The 15,876-nt window shown below is 69.2% G+C and carries 15 protein-coding genes; 12 read left to right on the forward strand and 3 right to left on the reverse strand.

What is annotated here, in order from left to right; all coding sequences use genetic code 11:
- Window positions 1–194 precede the first annotated feature (194 nt).
- The 4 genes from AB6V29_RS03320 (at window position 195) to AB6V29_RS03335 (ending at window position 2,961) form a co-directional block, all read left to right on the forward strand.
- A complete protein-coding gene (locus tag AB6V29_RS03320; RefSeq protein WP_307317340.1) occupies window positions 195–707 on the forward strand; it encodes an LPXTG cell wall anchor domain-containing protein in 513 nt (170 codons plus the stop codon).
- Between the two features lie 133 nt (window positions 708–840).
- Complete coding sequence (locus tag AB6V29_RS03325; RefSeq protein WP_369357020.1) at window positions 841–1,329, forward strand: hypothetical protein; 489 nt, start codon at window positions 841–843, stop codon at window positions 1,327–1,329.
- 49 nt (window positions 1,330–1,378) lie between these two features.
- Complete coding sequence (locus AB6V29_RS03330; protein ID WP_369357022.1) at window positions 1,379–2,299, forward strand: SMP-30/gluconolactonase/LRE family protein; 921 nt, start codon at window positions 1,379–1,381, stop codon at window positions 2,297–2,299.
- Window positions 2,296–2,961, forward strand: a complete 666-nt coding sequence (locus AB6V29_RS03335) for a formylglycine-generating enzyme family protein (protein ID WP_369357024.1) — start codon at window positions 2,296–2,298, stop codon at window positions 2,959–2,961. Before AB6V29_RS03330 ends, AB6V29_RS03335 begins: the two co-directional genes overlap by 4 nt.
- Here the strand turns inward: AB6V29_RS03335 and AB6V29_RS03340 are convergent.
- Window positions 2,945–3,376 (reverse strand): MarR family winged helix-turn-helix transcriptional regulator, encoded by a 432-nt coding sequence (locus AB6V29_RS03340; protein ID WP_369357026.1) that lies wholly within the window; start codon window positions 3,374–3,376, stop codon window positions 2,945–2,947. The genes AB6V29_RS03335 and AB6V29_RS03340 overlap by 17 nt on opposite strands.
- A gap of 111 nt (window positions 3,377–3,487) precedes the next feature.
- Between AB6V29_RS03340 and idi the strand changes: the two genes are divergently transcribed.
- From idi to AB6V29_RS03375, 7 genes are read left to right on the forward strand one after another with little or no spacing between them, the layout of a single operon-like run.
- The gene (gene idi, locus AB6V29_RS03345) at window positions 3,488–4,039 is read left to right on the forward strand and encodes an isopentenyl-diphosphate Delta-isomerase (RefSeq protein WP_210074443.1); all 552 of its coding nucleotides are present in this window, start codon (window positions 3,488–3,490) and stop codon (window positions 4,037–4,039) included.
- The gene (locus tag AB6V29_RS03350) at window positions 4,036–5,103 is read left to right on the forward strand and encodes a polyprenyl synthetase family protein (protein WP_307455284.1); all 1,068 of its coding nucleotides are present in this window, start codon (window positions 4,036–4,038) and stop codon (window positions 5,101–5,103) included. Before idi ends, AB6V29_RS03350 begins: the two co-directional genes overlap by 4 nt.
- Complete coding sequence (locus AB6V29_RS03355) at window positions 5,100–5,969, forward strand: phytoene/squalene synthase family protein (protein WP_369357029.1); 870 nt, start codon at window positions 5,100–5,102, stop codon at window positions 5,967–5,969. The genes AB6V29_RS03350 and AB6V29_RS03355 overlap by 4 nt, the downstream gene beginning before the upstream one ends.
- Window positions 5,966–7,522 carry a phytoene desaturase family protein gene (gene crtI, locus AB6V29_RS03360; protein WP_210074437.1) on the forward strand — a complete coding sequence of 519 codons (1,557 nt, stop codon included), beginning with the start codon at window positions 5,966–5,968 and terminating at the stop codon, window positions 7,520–7,522. Before AB6V29_RS03355 ends, crtI begins: the two co-directional genes overlap by 4 nt.
- Before the next feature lies 1 nt (window position 7,523).
- Window positions 7,524–7,874 carry a lycopene cyclase domain-containing protein gene (locus AB6V29_RS03365; protein WP_369357031.1) on the forward strand — a complete coding sequence of 117 codons (351 nt, stop codon included), beginning with the start codon at window positions 7,524–7,526 and terminating at the stop codon, window positions 7,872–7,874.
- Window positions 7,871–8,185 carry a lycopene cyclase domain-containing protein gene (locus tag AB6V29_RS03370; RefSeq protein WP_307317364.1) on the forward strand — a complete coding sequence of 105 codons (315 nt, stop codon included), beginning with the start codon at window positions 7,871–7,873 and terminating at the stop codon, window positions 8,183–8,185. The genes AB6V29_RS03365 and AB6V29_RS03370 overlap by 4 nt, the downstream gene beginning before the upstream one ends.
- The gene (locus AB6V29_RS03375; protein ID WP_307317367.1) at window positions 8,182–9,075 is read left to right on the forward strand and encodes a prenyltransferase; all 894 of its coding nucleotides are present in this window, start codon (window positions 8,182–8,184) and stop codon (window positions 9,073–9,075) included. The genes AB6V29_RS03370 and AB6V29_RS03375 overlap by 4 nt, the downstream gene beginning before the upstream one ends.
- Before the next feature lie 570 nt (window positions 9,076–9,645).
- On the opposite strand, the gene AB6V29_RS03380 is transcribed toward AB6V29_RS03375, so the two are convergent.
- Window positions 9,646–12,591 carry a UPF0182 family protein gene (locus tag AB6V29_RS03380; RefSeq protein ID WP_369357032.1) on the reverse strand — a complete coding sequence of 982 codons (2,946 nt, stop codon included), beginning with the start codon at window positions 12,589–12,591 and terminating at the stop codon, window positions 9,646–9,648.
- A gap of 48 nt (window positions 12,592–12,639) precedes the next feature.
- The gene (locus AB6V29_RS03385; RefSeq protein WP_369357034.1) at window positions 12,640–13,767 is read right to left on the reverse strand and encodes a PDZ domain-containing protein; all 1,128 of its coding nucleotides are present in this window, start codon (window positions 13,765–13,767) and stop codon (window positions 12,640–12,642) included.
- A gap of 127 nt (window positions 13,768–13,894) precedes the next feature.
- Between AB6V29_RS03385 and AB6V29_RS03390 the strand changes: the two genes are divergently transcribed.
- On the forward strand, window positions 13,895–15,385 hold the full coding sequence (locus AB6V29_RS03390; protein ID WP_267786942.1) for a zinc-dependent metalloprotease: 1,491 nt from the start codon (window positions 13,895–13,897) through the stop codon (window positions 15,383–15,385).
- Window positions 15,386–15,876 lie beyond the last annotated feature (491 nt).

The raw sequence follows: 15,876 nt of genomic DNA on the forward strand, positions 1-15,876 counted from the left end.
AGATTGCGCGTCAGCGGAAATTTACGCACTGGAAACCTAGCTAGTTTGCAATGCAGGGAACGCTTAGGCAATACTCAGGAAGGGTCTCATCACAGCCCACCGCTTCATTGTTGTCCTTCCCCTTGCAGCTCCATCGGGATAGCACGGACGCGGACCACCACCTCCCGGTAGCCCGGATTCGAAAGCAGGCACTCATGAAGCTCTCCCTCAAGAAGGCTGGCGTCTCCGCCGCCCTCGCCGGCGCGCTGCTGTTCGCAGCTCCCGCCGTGGCCCAGGCATACGTCCCCACCGCTCCCGGCACGCAGACCGTGACGATCACCAACAATGGTCCGGTCACGTTCAACGTCGCTCCGGGCGCCACCGTCAACTTCATCCTCGTCGGCTACAACGCCAACCAGGCCGGTCTCGCCACGGCGAACCTGCCCGTCAGCTCGAAGTCGATCACGAAGGTCGCCGACGCCTCCGGCTCGGCAACCGTCAGCGTGACGCTCCCCGCCGACCGCCGCGGCACCTACACCCTGTCCGCCACCCCCACGGGTGGCACCGCCGGCAACAACGCGGGCGGCAGCACCGGCCTCCCCGCGACCGGCTTCGACGCGAGCTCGATGCTGGGCCTCTGGGTCGGCGGCGGCGCTCTCGCTCTCGCCGGTGGCACGATCGCCGTGGCCACCACGGTTCGTCGCAACCGCGCCGAGGGCAAGGCCTGACGCACACCGCGTTCCTGAAGGGGCGCCGTCGACTTCGGTCGGCGGCGCCCCTTCATCGTTGGCGCCGGCACCCGGCATCCGCCCCTGTCGTCAACCCTCCGCTCCCCCGCGTCGCGCGCGGTTGACTCGACGCATGGACACGACCACCACCACGGCCCTCGACAACGACGGACGCGACGCCGACATCCCGCCCACGCTGCCCTTCGTCCACATGTGGACGGGGCTCGACGGCAAGAGTCGTCTCGATGAGTCGGTGCTGCGCGGCTTCGGACTGCAGAGCGTGGGCGGCGGAGCCGACCCCCAGTGGATACGGCCCTTCCCCGGCGAGGTGTCGGCGGTGCTGTTCGCCGCGCTCCCGGTGGGGTGGGTGGGGCAGTGGCATCCGTCGCCTCATCCGCAGTGGGTGATTCCGCTGCGGGGGCGCTGGTTCCTCCAGACGCAGGACGGCTCGCGTGTCGAGATGGGCCCCGGCGACATCCATTTCGGGCAGGACACCGACACCGATGAGCTCGACGGCGCGGCCGGGCACCTCTCGGGCACCGTCGGAGACGAGCCGTGCCTGCAGGTGCTCATCCAGTTCGCGTCGTCGCCGGCCGCGCCGACTCCCCACCCCTTCGGTTGAGCCCGTCAACCCGGCTCGCCCCACCCCGCTCACACGTTTGACTTGTGTCATGCCCCGTATCTTCCTCGACGGTCAGATCCTGCAAAGCCCTCGCTCCCCCGAGCCGGTCGAGGTCGCACGCCCGCGGGTGTGGGACGAGCGGCTCGCCGCGGTCCTTCCGAGCAGTTCGCGCCTGATGTCGCTGTACGCCGACGCCACGTGGGCCGAGGGTCCGGTCTGGTGGCCCGAAGAGCGTTGCCTGGTGTTCAGTGACGTGATCGGTCGCCGAACCCTCGCCTGGCGCGAGGACGGCAGCATCGTCACCGTGCGCGATCGGTCGAACTTCGCCAACGGGAACGCGATGGATGCCGAGGGCCGCCTCCTGCAGGCCGAGCACGGTCGCCGCGGCATCAGTCGCACCGACGAAACCGGCACCGAGCTGCTGGTCGACGCCTTCGAGGGCGAACCGCTGAACTCACCGAACGACCTGGTCGTGGCATCCGACGGCTGGATCTGGTTCACCGACCCCACCTACGGCATCTCGGACCCGCGCGAGGGGTACCCGGCCGATCCCGCGCTTCGCCACCAGAGCGTGTACCGCTGGCGCGACGGCGACGGACTCGAGCGCATGATCGACCTCGACCAGCCCAACGGTCTGGCTTTCAGCCGCGACGAGAAGACGCTCTACGTCGCGGAGTCGAACGCCCACGCCCTCCCGCGCGTCGTCGCGTGCGACTGGGACGGCCAGGCGGTCGGCGCCCCGCGCACCTTCGCCACGGTGGATGCCGGCATCCCGGACGGATTCGTCGTCGACAGCCGCGACTGGCTCTGGATCTCGAGCGAGGCGGGCGTGGTCATCGTCGACGAGACGGGCGCACGCCTGGGCGTGATCCCCACCCCGCACGTCGTGAGCAACTGCGCATTCGACGCCGACGAGAAACGACTGTTCGTCACGGGCGACAGCGACCTGTGGATGGTGGAGCTGTCGTGACCGACGTCGAGATGGCGCGGATCCCCGCGGGCCGTGTGCTGCGTGGCGATCTCCGTGGGGCGCAGCGGCGCGAGATCGTCGTCGACGCCTTCGAGATCGGCGTCTACCCCATCACCGAGGAGCAGATGGCCGAGCTGCTCGGCATCCCCTCTCGCTATCCGCGGCGACCCGCGACGCACCTGAGCTGGCTGCGGGCGATACGGCTGTGCAACGCGCTGAGCGAGTGGGAGGGACTCGACCCGGTCTATTCGTTCGACGGCGAGGTCGTCACGGGCGACCCCGAATCCGACGGTTTCCGCCTACCCACCGAAGACGAGTGGGAGTACGCCTGCCGTGCGGGCTCGACGTCGTCGGCCTACGGACCCGTCCGCGAAGTGGCGTGGACGGCCGCTGACGGCCTGCGTTTTCCCGCCGAGGTGGGAGGACGGATGCCGAACCTCCACGGACTCTTCGACACCCTGGGCAACGTGTGGGAATGGTGCGCCGACCCGTACGACCCGGAGGGCGAGAGCGACGCGCGCGTGTTCCGCGGCGGCGGGTGGTCGGATGCGCCGGCACAGGTGCGCGCGGCGGCACGGCGGGGTGGGCTGCAGCGGGAGGCGTTCGACGACGTGGGCGTGCGCGTGGCGCGGGGGACGAACCGCGTCAGTCCTCTGTCGTGATCGACTCGGTGAGCGAATCGAGGAAGGCGTTGATGGTCCCGAGCTCATCGTCGTCGAAGCGGTCGGCCACTTCGCGCATGGCGCCCAGGTGCACGCCGAAATGCTGGAAGAACTCACGCCGCGACTTCTCGGTCAGCACCACGACGCGGGCGCGCCCGTCGGAGGGGTGCGGAAGACGCTCCAGGTGCCCCGAGGCGACCAGACGATCGATGAGCTTCGTCGTCGATGCGGTCGAGATGCGCAGGTGGGTCGCCACGTCGTGAGGGCTGACCATCTGACCGCGGTGCTCGCGGATGGTGAGCATGCGCAGCGTCGCGAGGTCGCTGGCATTCATATCCATCTCGCCTTTCATGCCCGAATGCATGCGGTCGAGGGCGTCGCTGAGTGTCTGAACGGCGCGTAATGTGTGGGTCACGGCGGGCCTCGTACCAGAGGTCGACACGGCTTTCGTCACGGTGGACACCCCCTTTCGGCGTCGGTATAGTCAAGGCTACATCGCTAGCTAAACTAGCAAACGGGAGGCACGATGAGCGAGACCGAGTATGTCGTCCTCCTGGACGACTTCGGAAACGAGATCGGCACGGCGCCCAAGGCTACCGTGCACGACACCGATACCCCATTGCACCTGGCGTTCTCGTGTCATGTCGTCAACACCGCGGGCGAGGTTCTCGTCACGCGTCGCGCGCTGCACAAGAAGACCTGGCCCGGCGTCTGGACCAACTCGTTCTGCGGGCACCCCGGCCCCTCCGAGCCCGCGCTGTCGGCGGTCCACCGCCGCGCCGAGTTCGAGGTGGGTCTCGCGATCCGCGATCTCGAACTGGCACTGCCGACCTTCCGGTACCGGGCGGTCGATGCCAGCGGCATCGTCGAGCACGAGATCTGCCCCGTCTACGTCGCCCGCGCCGACGTCGACCCCGAGCCCAATCCCGACGAGGTGGCGGAGTTCCGCTGGGTCGACCCGCTCGAACTGGCGTCCTCCCTCGAGTCCACGCCCTGGGCCTTCAGCCCGTGGCTCGTGCTGCAGGCGCAGCAGCTGCACCTCTTCCAGACCCCTCGACAGGTGAGGCGCGCCTCATGATCAGCCTCGACTCCTCCCCCGTCGCCCGCCAGGGCATCGACCGCGAGATCGATGGGGCGCTCTCCCGCCTCCAGCGCCGCTCCACCAACCTCGGCGACGGCGCTCGATACCTGGCATCCGCCATCCGCCGCGCGACCGAGGGCGGCAAGCGCTTCCGCCCCCTTCTCGTGGTCTCGGCCTTCAGCACTCTCGGCGGCGACGACGAGCACCGCATCGGCGTGTACCAGGTGGCCGCGGCCTTCGAACTGCTGCACACCGCCTTCGTCATCCACGACGACGTGATCGATCACGACACCGAGCGCCGCGGCCTGCCCAACGTGGCCGGCGAGTTCCGCGACCGCGGGGCGAAGAAGGGCGCGGATGCCGAGGGCTCGGCCCTGCTCGGAGACGCCGCCGCGATCCTCGCCGGAGACCTGCTGCTGCACGAGGCCGGACGCATGATCGCTCTGGCGCAGCTTCCGGATCACATGCGCCTGCCGCTGCTCGAGATGCTCGACGACGCCGTGCTGATCTCGGCCATGGGCGAGCTCTCGGACGTCGAGCACTCCGTCTCGCCGGGCGAAGTCGATGCCGACGCCATTCTGCGAACCACGCGCGACAAGACCGCCGCGTACTCGTTCTCGGCGCCGCTGCAGGCCGGAGCCCTCATCGCCGGAGCACCGACCCCCTCGATCTACGCGCTCGAGCGATTCGGCCAGAAGCTGGGGCTGGCGTACCAGCTCGTCGACGACCTGATCGGCGCGTTCGGCTCGTCCTCCCTCTCGGGCAAAGAAGAGGGCTGCGACCTGCGCGAAGCCAAGAAGACCCACCTCATCTCGCTCGCGCGCCAGTCGCCGTACTGGCCCGAGGTCAGCGAGGCTCTCGCCCAAGCTCACACCGGCCCCATCGCCGTACGCGCGGCGCAGGACGCCCTGGCGCTGTCCGGCGCCCGCGCCGATCTCGAGTGCCTCATCTTCGACACCCTCGAAGACACGCTCGGCATCATCGAGGCGTCGACCCTGCCCGAGGCCTGCCGAGACATGCTCCGCGGCCTGGTGCGCGCCGTGCAGGAGCGCATTCCGTGAGTCACGCGCCCACGGGCCTCGAGCTGTACTCCCAGACGGCGGATGACGCCGCCGCCGCGGTCATCAACCGCTACTCCACCTCGTTCGGCATCGCCGCGCGCCTGCTCGGCGCTCGTCCCCGCCCGCACGTGCGCAACATCTACGCACTCGTCCGCGTCGCCGACGAGATCGTCGACGGACCAGCCCACGACGCCGGCCTCAGCCCCGAACGGGAGCGCGCGGTGCTCGACGGCCTCGAGAGCGAGGTTCGGGATGCCATCGCCACCGGCTTCAGCGCCAACCTCGTCGTCCACGCCTTCGCCCGGACGGCGCGCGAGTGCGGGATCACCGACGAGCTGATCGCCCCGTTCTTCGCGTCGATGCGCACCGACCTCGACACCGCGGCACACGACGATCTGTCGCACGACGCCTACGTCTACGGCTCGGCCGAGGTCGTGGGGCTGATGTGCTTGCAGGTGTTCCTGAACGCGGGAATGTCGGCCCCCGCGAAGCCCGCCGCCGACCTGGTCGACGGCGCGCGGCGCCTGGGTGCGGCCTTCCAGGACGTGAACTTCCTCCGCGACCTGGCCGACGACGCCACCCGCCTCGGCCGTGACTATCTCGACGGCGCCGCCGACGACGAACGACGTGTGGCCGTGCTCGACCGGATCGACGCCGACCTCGCCGCCGCGGCATCCGTCATCCCCCATCTGCCGCCCGACTGCCGCGCCGCCGTCACGACGGCGCACGACCTGTTCGCCGAGCTGTCTCGACGCCTTCGCTCCTCCCCCGCCGGCTCCCCGCGCGTCCGCGTCCCCGACGGTGTCAAAGCCACCCTCGCCGCCCGCGCCCTCCTGGGCCGCCCCCCGAAAGGTTCACGCTCATGAGCGCCCAGCGCATCGTCGTCGTCGGAGGCGGGATCGCCGGTCTCGGTACCGCAGCTCTCCTCGCTGACCGAGGACACGACGTCCACCTGTTCGAGGCGCGAGACGCCCTCGGCGGAAGAGCGGGCTCGTGGGAGAAGGACGGCTTCCGCTTCGACACCGGACCCAGCTGGTACCTCATGCCCGAGGTGTTCGACCACTTCTTCCGCCTGCTCGGAACGAGCGCCGACGAACAGCTCGACCTGGTGCGCCTCGACCCGGCGTACCGCGTCTACGGCCCTCCCGGAAAGGGAGAGCCGATTGACATCGTCTCGGGCCGCGAGGCCGTGCGCGCGCTGTTCGAAGAGCACGAGCCCGGTTCGGGTGCGAACCTCGAGGCCTACCTCGACTCGGCGAAGGACGCCTACGAGCTGTCGACGTCGAAGTTCCTCTACGACCCCTACTCGTCGACCAAGGGCCTGCGCGACCCCGCGCTCGTGAAGCGCCTTCCCACCCTGATCCCGCTGCTGACGCGCACGCTGTGGAAGCGCGTCACCACGGACTTCAAGAACACCCGGCTGCAGCAGATCCTCGCGTACCCCGCGGTGTTCCTCGGCGGATCGCCCTTCGAGGTGCCGAGCCTCTACCACCTCATGAGCCACCTCGACCTGGGAGACGGCGTGCTGTACCCCAAGGGCGGCATGACCGAGATCATCACGGCCATCGAGAAGCTGGCGCGCGAGCGCGGCGTCACGATCGAGACCTCGGCCCCCGTCGAGGCGATCATCACCGAGTCGGGCACCGCTCGCGGCGTGCGGCTCGCCGACGGTCGAGTGATCGCAGCGGATGCCGTGGTCTCGGGTGCCGATCTGCACCACACCGAGAACGATCTGCTCGAGGCGAAGGACCGCCAGTACCCCGAGAAGTGGTGGAAGGACAAGGTGCCGAGCCCCGGCGCCCTGCTGCTGCTGCTCGGAGTGAAGGGCGAGCTGCCGCAGCTCACCCACCACACGCTGCTGTTCACCGACGACTGGCACACGAACTTCGACGCCATCTTCGGCGAGAACAAGCGCATCCCCGACCCCGCGTCGATCTACATCTGCCGCCCCAGCGCCTCGGACGACTCCGTCGCCCCCGAGGGCCACGAGAACCTGTTCGTCCTCGTCCCCGTGCCCGCCGACCCCGACAGTGGGCGTGGCGGCGTCTCGGGCGCCGGCGACGAGCGCATCGAGAAGGCCGCGGACCGTGTCATCGCCCAGATCGGCGAGTGGACCGGCATCCCGGATCTGGCCGACCGGATCGTCGTGCGCAAGACGATCGCGCCCGAGGACTTCAAGGAAGACCTGCACGCGTGGCACGGCAACTCGCTGGGACTGGCGCACACTCTGAATCAGAGCGCGATCTTCCGCCCCAAGAACCGCTCGCGCAAGGTCGACAACCTCTACTACGCGGGAACCTCGGTGCTGCCGGGCATCGGCCTGCCGATGTGCCTCATCTCTGCCGAGCTCGTGGTCAAGCGCCTGACCGGCGACACCACGGCCGGTCCCCTGGCGGAACCCGCGCGCGCGGCGGTCTGACATGCCCGGGATCTACCTGGGCGCGATCCTCTTCTCGTTGACGGGCATGATGCTGATCGACTGGAAGTACTCGCTCGCGCTGCGGGTCGCTCCGTGGCGCACCGCTCTGGCCGTGGTGGCGGGGACGGTGTTCTTCCTCGCGTGGGACCTCGTCGGGATCATGACGGGCGTGTTCGTGAAGGGCGAGAGCCCGCTGTTCGTCGGGATCGTGCTCGCGCCGCACCTGCCGCTCGAGGAAGTGTTCTTCCTGCTGTTCCTGAGCTATCTGGCGGTGGTGATGTTCGCCGTCTTCGAGCGGCGGGCGGCGTCTCGACGCTCCGGCGCCGCCGCGGTCGAGAGGCGACCCGGGTGACGTATCCGCTCATCGTGCTGCCGTTCGTCGTGGTGACCGTCATCGTCACTCTCGCAACGGTGAAGCGGCCGCGGTTCCGGGAGCGCATGACATCTTCCGGTCTCACCGCACTCGTCCTGGTGGCACTCACGCTCGTGTTCGACAACCTCATGATCGCCGTCGACCTGTTCTCGTATCCTCAGGAGCACCTGAGCGGCCTGAAGCTCGGGCTCGCGCCCATCGAGGACTTCGCCTATCCCCTGTGTGCGGCATTCCTGCTACCGGCGCTGCACACCCTATTCGCTCCCCTGCCCTCGAAGGACACCGCATGACCGCTCCCGCTGCCCTCACCCCCGGCCGCGTGCTGCGGGAGCTGTTCGTGTCGTCGCGACCGGTCAGCTGGATCAACACCGCATTCCCTTTCGCGGCCGCCTATCTGCTGACCACGCGGACGATCGATGCGCCGCTGATCATCGGCATCTTGTTCTTCCTCGTTCCCTACAACCTCGCGATGTACGGCGTGAACGACGTGTTCGACTACGAGTCCGACCTACGCAACCCCCGCAAGGGCGGCACGCACGGCGCCGTGCTCGACAAACGGATGCACACGATCACGCTGTGGGCCTCGGCGCTGACATGCCTGCCGTTCGTGGCGTACCTGGTGGTGATCGGGTCGCCGCTGTCGTGGCTCGTGCTGGCGCTGAGCCTGTTCTTCGTCGTGTTCTACTCCGCGCCGCCCCTGCGGCTCAAGGAGCGGCCGTTCGCGGACTCGATGACGAGCAGCATCCACTTCTTCTCTCCCGCGGTGTACGGCCTGGTGCTCGCCGGGGCCGTGTGGACGCCGCAGCTCGTGTTCGTGCTGGTCGCTTTCGCGTTGTGGGGTATCGCCTCTCACGCTTTCGGCGCCGTGCAGGACGTCGAGGCCGACCGCGCGGCCGACATCTCGTCGATCGCGACCGCTCGCGGAGCCCGCTGGACCGTGCGCTTCGCCCTCGTCGCATACGCCCTGGCCGGCGTGGCCATGCTGTTCACCGCCTGGCCCGGCCCGCTGGCCGCCGTGCTGGTGGTGCCCTATCTGGTGGTGTGCTGGCCGTACCGCAACGTCACGGATGCCGACAGCGACCGCGCCACCGCGGGCTGGAACCGCTTCTTGTGGCTGAACCAGATCGCCGGTTTCGGCACGACGATGCTGCTGATCTGGTGGTGGTTCCTCACCGCGTGAGCGCGGGCGGGGCGCGCGGGTGTGCGAGGGGCGGTGGGTTCCGCGCGGCGGGCGGGCGCCGGCATCCGGTGTCCCCCGTTGAGTGTCCAAAACACCCGGACGAAATCCGAAACCGTCCGGGTGTTTTGGACACTCAACGTCGTTCACGCGGGGTGCACCTCGGGCACGGCGCGGGACGCGGGCCGGCGCGGGCCGGGCGCCGGCACGCCGGGCGCGGCGCGGGACGCCGGGCGCGGAGCGGGACGCGGGGACCGGATGCCGGCACCCCGGCGTTGAGTGTCCAAGTTACGCCGGATGCGGGGCGAGGCATGCGGCGTGTTCTGGACACTCGACCGGGGCGGCGGCGCGGGCACGGCTCGGGACGCGGGGACCGGATGCCGGAACCCCGGCGGCGAGTGTCCATGACACGCCGGGTGCGGGGCGCGGCGTGCGGCGTGCTCTGGGCACTCGACCGGGGGACGACCGCGGCACATCCAGGATGGCGTGGTCCGGCGCGACGCGAACGGCCCGCGCGAAACGACGACGCCCGCGCCCCGCGAAGATGCGGGGCGCGGGCGTCGAGGGAGTGGATCAGCCCGCGGGCGTGGCCGACGGGGCGGGGGTCGGCGAGGTCGTCGCCGTGCCGCCCTGGCCCTGGGACTCGAGGTCCAGCAGGCGCTGGACCGCCGCGGTGAGACGGGCATCCTGCGTCGCGAAGCCCGCGAGGTCGCCGCTGGTCAGCGCTGCCTGACGCGCGGTCAGGGCATCTCGCGCCTCTTGCAGGGCAGCCGCGTAGTCGCCCGTCGGAGCCGGAGTACCCGATGATCCGCCCGTGCCGCTGTTCTGGTCGCTCGGGGTGACGGTCTCGTCGCCGGTGTTGGCTCCGGAATCACCGCCGAACAGCGTGTCGAGTGCCTCGCTCAGCGTGTTCTCGAACGCGATCTTGTTACCGAACGCGACGAGCACGCGTCTGAGCTGCGGCAGCTTCGTATCACCGGACGACTGGACGAACACCGGCTGCACGTACAGCAGGCCACCGCCGACCGGGAGCGTCAGCAGGTTTCCGTTGAGCACCTGCGACTGCCCCTGTTTCAAGATGTTGATCTGAGACGAGACGTTCGTATCGGAGTCGAAGGTGTTCTGCACCTGGCCGGGTCCGGGGACCGTCGTGGACGCATCGATGACGAGCATCCGGAGTTTGCCGTAGTCCGGGCGCTTGGTGCCCTGCTGATTACCGGCGTTGGAGTCGACGGCGAGATAGCCCGTGAGCACGTTTCTCGCCTGTCCGCCCTGGGATGCCGGGATGAAGCTCGTGAACATCGAGTACGACGGGTCGTCCTGGTTCGGCATCTTCATCGTCAGGTAGTACGGCGGCTGGAAGGTCGCCGGGTCCTGCGGGTCGTTCGGGGTCGTCCAACGGTTGTCCTGCTGGAAGAACGAACGGGCGTCATCGACGTGATAGACACCGAGCATCGAGCGCTGGACCTTCATGAGGTCGGTCGGGTAGCGCACGTGGCTCATGAGGTCGGCAGACATGTCGGTCCACGGCTTGAGGGTCGTGGGGTAGACGTTCTGCCACGCCTTGAGCAGCGGGTCCTGGTCGTCCCACGCGTACAGGCTCACCGAGCCGTCGTAAGCGTCGACCGTCGCCTTGACCGAGTTGCGGATGTAGTTGATGTCGTCCAGCGCGTAGGTCGGAGCGGGGTTGTTCGAGTCGGCGATGGCCCGCGACAGCGAGACGCCCGAGGAGTACGGGTAGTTCGCACTCGTGGTGTAGCCGTCGATGACCCACTTGATGCGCCCGTCGACGACCGTGGGGTACGGGTCGCTGTCGAGCGTCAGGTACGGCGCGAGCTTCTGCACGCGCTGCTTGGGATCACGGTCGTAGAGGATCTGCGAGTCGGAGTTGACGTAGTCCGAGAAGAGGATCTGCTCCGACTGGAACTTCAGCGCGTAGATGAGGCGGTTGAAGACGTTTCCGACACTCGGTCCGCCGTTGCCGGCGAAGGTCGTACGCGTCTCGGTACCGCCGTCGGCGCCGAGCGGGTAGTCGAGCTCGATCGGCTCGCCACCCTCGGGTCCACCGACGATGGAGTACGGCGGCGACTGCTCACCGAAGTACACCCGGGGCTCGTAGTTGAGGTCGGTCAGGAAGCCGGTGCCGGGAATGGCCTGCTCGAGGAAGACCGGGTCGCCGTCGGCGGTGCGCTCGTTACCGGCGGCTGCGACCATGCCGTAGCCGTGGGTGTAGACGAGGGTCGTGTTCTGCCACGAGGCCGCGTCGCCGAGCTGGCCGATGTTGAGCTCGCGGAGCGAGACCACCGTGTCCTGCGTCTGGCCGTTGATCGTGTAGCGGTCGACGTCGAGCGGGGTGTTGAACTGGTAGTACGCGCGGTACTGCTCGAGCTGGCGGACCGTCGGCCCGATGATCGCCGGGTCCATGATGCGCAGCTGCGCGGTGGACTCGGCATCGTTGCGCAGCTGACCCGCCTGCGCGGTCGTCGTCGCCTGGAAGTTCTCTTTCTCGATGCTGTCGAGGCCGTAGGCGGCCTTCGTCCCGTCGAGGTTGCGCTGGTAGTACTGGCTCTCGAGGGCGAGCTCGTTCGGGCGCACCTGGAACGTGGTGACCGCCCAGGGGATGGCAGCTCCCACCACGATCGCCGAGACGACCAGCAACGCGGTACCGATCAGCGGGTAGCGCCAGCGACCGAGGAAGGCCGTGACGAAGAACGCCAGGGCCACGATGACGGCCGCGATCGCGAGGATCGTCTGGCCGGGGATGACGGCATTGGTGCCGACGTAACCGGGGCCCGTGATGCGCTCCGACGGCTCGACGAGCGTGCGGAAACGGTCGAGCCAGAGGCTCGCACCCTGCAGCAGCAGGTACACACCGGCGAGGATCGCGAGCTGGATGCGCGCGGCCTTCGAGATGCGGAGCTCTCGCTGGCCGACCCGCACCGAGCCGTAGAGGTACGACACCACACCCGTGAGCAGGAGGCACACCAGCACCACGGCCGACGCGAACCCGAGGGCAGCGGCGTAGAACGGCATCCCGAACAGATAGAAACCGGTGTCGAGACCGAACTGGGGGTCGGTGGTGGACGTGGAGACGCCGTTCAGCCACAGCCACGTGGTCTCCCACTGGGCGGAGGCGGCGAAGCCGGCGAAGAAGCCGAAGAAGATCGGAATGCCCCACATGGCGAGGCGGCGCAGCGGCTCGACGACCTCCTGGTAGCGGTCGAGCTGCGAGCTCAGACGCGCATACACCGGGCGGAGCCGGTAGGCGAGCTGGATGACACCCCACACGGGCAACGCCATCGCGAGGAAACCGACCACGAACATCACGCTGCGGGCGAGCCACTGGGTGGTCAGCACGGTGGTGAAGCCCAGCTGCGAGAACCACAGCCAGTCGGAGTACAGGTTCGCGAAGACGAAGAACGCCACGACGAGAACCGCGATCACCGCCAGGGTGATCGAGATGATCCGTCGGGAGCGGTTAGGGGGCGTGGCCTGATTCGGCGCCGAGGTCGTGGTCACCCGTCCATCCTAGGCGCGCCCTGCCTGGGGTTCGCCGTGAAAGATCGATCACGAAGTACACGTCGGCAGGGCGTCGAGATCCCCTCCGTCGCGGATGGTCTCGAGCACGGTGAGCGACTGCTTCAAGGTCGAGGTGGAGAACACTCGGATGCCGTCGGGCACGTGGCCCACGACCTCGTTGCAGTTCTCCTCGGGGGCGAGGAACCAGGTGGCCCCGGCATCCCGCGCTCCGTAGAGCTTCTGACGGATGCCGCCGATCGGGCCCACGTTCCCGTCGGCGTCGATCGTGCCGGTGCCGGCGATGTGCTGGCCGCCGGTGAGGTCGCCGGGCGACATCTTGTCGATGATCCCGAGGGCGAACATCATGCCGGCGCTGGGGCCGCCGACATCGTTGAGCTGGATCTTCACGTCGACGGGGAGGTCGAACGTCATCATCAGCCCCACGCCCAGCAGGTACTGCGTCTGGCCGTTCACCTCGGTCTGACGGGGAGTGATAGAGATCGTGGATGCCGTGCCGTCACGCTCATAACCGACGCTCACGGCCTGACCCGCGGCCTTCTGCACCGCAGCGCGGATGTCGTCGATGTTCGAGACGGCGGTGCCGTCGACCGAGGTGATGACATCGTTCTGCTGCAGCTTGTCTTTCGCGGCGCCGGAGTCGTCGATCGTGCCGACCGCGATCTGCTGCGGGACGTCGTAGCCGAGCTCGCGGAGAGCGGCCGCGCTCGCCTCGAGCTGAGAGTCGGTCATGAGGGCGGCGTTCTCGCTGTTGCGCTGCTCGGTGCTCTGCCCCGCGGGGAAGATGCGATCGATCGGCACGACGGCGCGCGAGCTGTCGAACCAGGCCGAGGCCAGCTCGATCCACGACGGGGTGTGCTCGCGGTTGCCGCTGACCTGCACGGTGAGCAGGTCGAGCTGACCGCTGCTGGTGGAGTCCTTCTCGTCGCCCTCGGGCACTGAGATGAGCGGAACCTGCTGGCCGTCGGCGGAGGCCGTGGTGCCGAGGGTGTTGTAGACCGGGCCCGGCTGCTGGATGACGTATGCCGAGGGCAGGAACGTCATCACGAACAGCACGACGACCGCGATGGTGAGAGACCACACGCCCACGACGGTGCCGCGCCGCCACCGCTGACGCGGGGCGGGCACGACGGAGACGTTCTCATCGAACAGGGTCACGGTCTCAATCCTTTGCCGGGTCGTTCGCGCGCGGCGTAAGCGGCCCGGGGGCCGAGCCGACTGATGCGGGGAAGCGTGCGACTAGCGTAGAACCCGTTCCCCCAGACCTGGCTGAAAGGCGGCTCACGTGGCAGACGACAACCCCGGCGGCGACCGGAGCCCCGAGGACGAGTTCCAGGAACTCATGCGCCGTCTCATGTCCGGAGACGTCAGCGGCATCGACCCCGAGCAGCTCTCCCGTCTGTCGGGCATGCAGATCGACCCCGCCATGCTGCAGGCCGTCATGAACCAGTTGCAGGGCGCCTTCGCCGGCACGCAGGAGGGTGTCGACTGGAGCCTGGCCGAGCGCCAGGCCCTGCACATCGCCAACCAGGACGGCCTCGGCGTGACCACCGGTCAGCGCACCGACCTCGACCAGGCGTTCACCCTCGCGGCCCTGTGGCTGGGCGAGGCGACCTCGATCAGCGACTTGCCGCGCCCCCCGCGCGCCGTCACGCGCGGCGCGTGGGTGAGTGCGACCCTCCCGATCTGGCAGGAGCTCGCCGAACCCGTCGCCACGAGCATCGCCGACGCGCTCACCGCCGCCCTCGGCCAGCAGGCACCCGACGACATGCAGGACATGATCGCCGGTGCCGGTCGCCTCATGCGCACCGTGGGCGGTTCGCTCTTCGCCACGCAGCTCGGCCAGGTCGTCGGCCGGCTGTCCACCGAGGTCGTGGGTGGCGGAGATGTCGGCATCCCGGTCATGCCCGACGGCGACGCGGCGATCCTTCCGCAGAACTTCGCCGACTTCGGCCGCGACCTCGAGATCCCCGAGGATCAGCTGGCGCTGTACCTGGCCACGCGCGAGCTGGCGCACGCGCGCCTGTTCCGTCACGCGCGCTGGCTGCGCCTGCACGTGATCTCGCAGGTGCGCGACTTCGCGCACGGGATCCGCGTCGACACCGACGCCCTCGAGGACCTCGCCTCGCGCTTCGACCCCTCGCAGCCCGAAGAGCTGCGCGGCGCCCTCGAGAGCGGTGCGCTGCTGCCCGAGCGCTCCGAAGAGCAGACCGCAGCTCTCACGCGCCTCGAGAACCTGCTCGCGACGATCGAAGGCTGGGTCGACGTGGTCACCGAGGACGCGACCTCGCGCCTGCCCTCGGCCGCTCGCATCGCCGAGGCGGTTCGTCGTCGTCGCGCGGTGGGCGGGCCCGCCGAACAGGCGCTCGGCTCGCTCGTCGGCCTCGAACTGCGCCCCCGCCGCATGCGGGAAGCCGCGGCCATGTGGCGCGCCGTCACCGACGCCGTGGGCGTCGACGGTCGAGACGGGCTGTGGGACTACCCCGACCTCATGCCCTCGTCGGAAGACATCGACGACCCCGCGGCGTTGATCGCGCGACTGACCGCGGCCTCCCGCGGAGAAGCGGCTCCGTCGGACGCGATGGACGACGCCCTCGCGCAGCTGTTGGCCGAAGAGGCCGACGGCGGGCGGCGCGACGGTGGTTCGGGAAGCGGGAGCCCGGATGCCGGGACCCCGGACGACGGCACGGATGCGGGTGGGACGCGGGAGCATGGCGACGGTCCCCTCGGCGGCGGCGACGACGGAGCGGCGCCGGGAGATCAGCGGCCGGTGTGAGCACTTCGGCGGGCTGAAGCCCGTCGTGTCGTGACGCCCGTGGGGAGGATGACATTCCTCCACACGGGCGTCACGCATTTTTCGCCCTGGGGACAACGGCATCCGAGATCTCCGCAGACGCGATGATCGGGCGATGATCAGACTCGATTCCGCTGCTCCCCCGCTGTGGCGTTCCGATGGGAGCGTGCAGTTCGGCGCCCCCGCGGTAGCCGTCTCGCCCTTCACCGGCTCGTGGGTCGACGTCGTCGTCGCGGCGCTGGCGGACGGGACGAGTGCGGCCGCGGTCCGGGGTCTCGCCCGCGTGCACGGGGCCGAGGACGGAGCCGCCGACGCTCTGCTCGCGGCGGTGGCTCCGGCGTTGGCGCGAAGGTCACGGCATCCGCCCCTCGCCCTTCAGGTCGACGATGACCTGCCGCCGCGAGCCGCCCGAGCCGTCTTGGCGGCATTGCCCCCGCGCACCCGCGTCGTGGCGTGGGCGGGGACGGCGACCG

Source organism: Microbacterium sp. 20-116 (genome assembly GCF_041079415.1).
Lineage (GTDB): Bacteria > Actinomycetota > Actinomycetes > Actinomycetales > Microbacteriaceae > Microbacterium.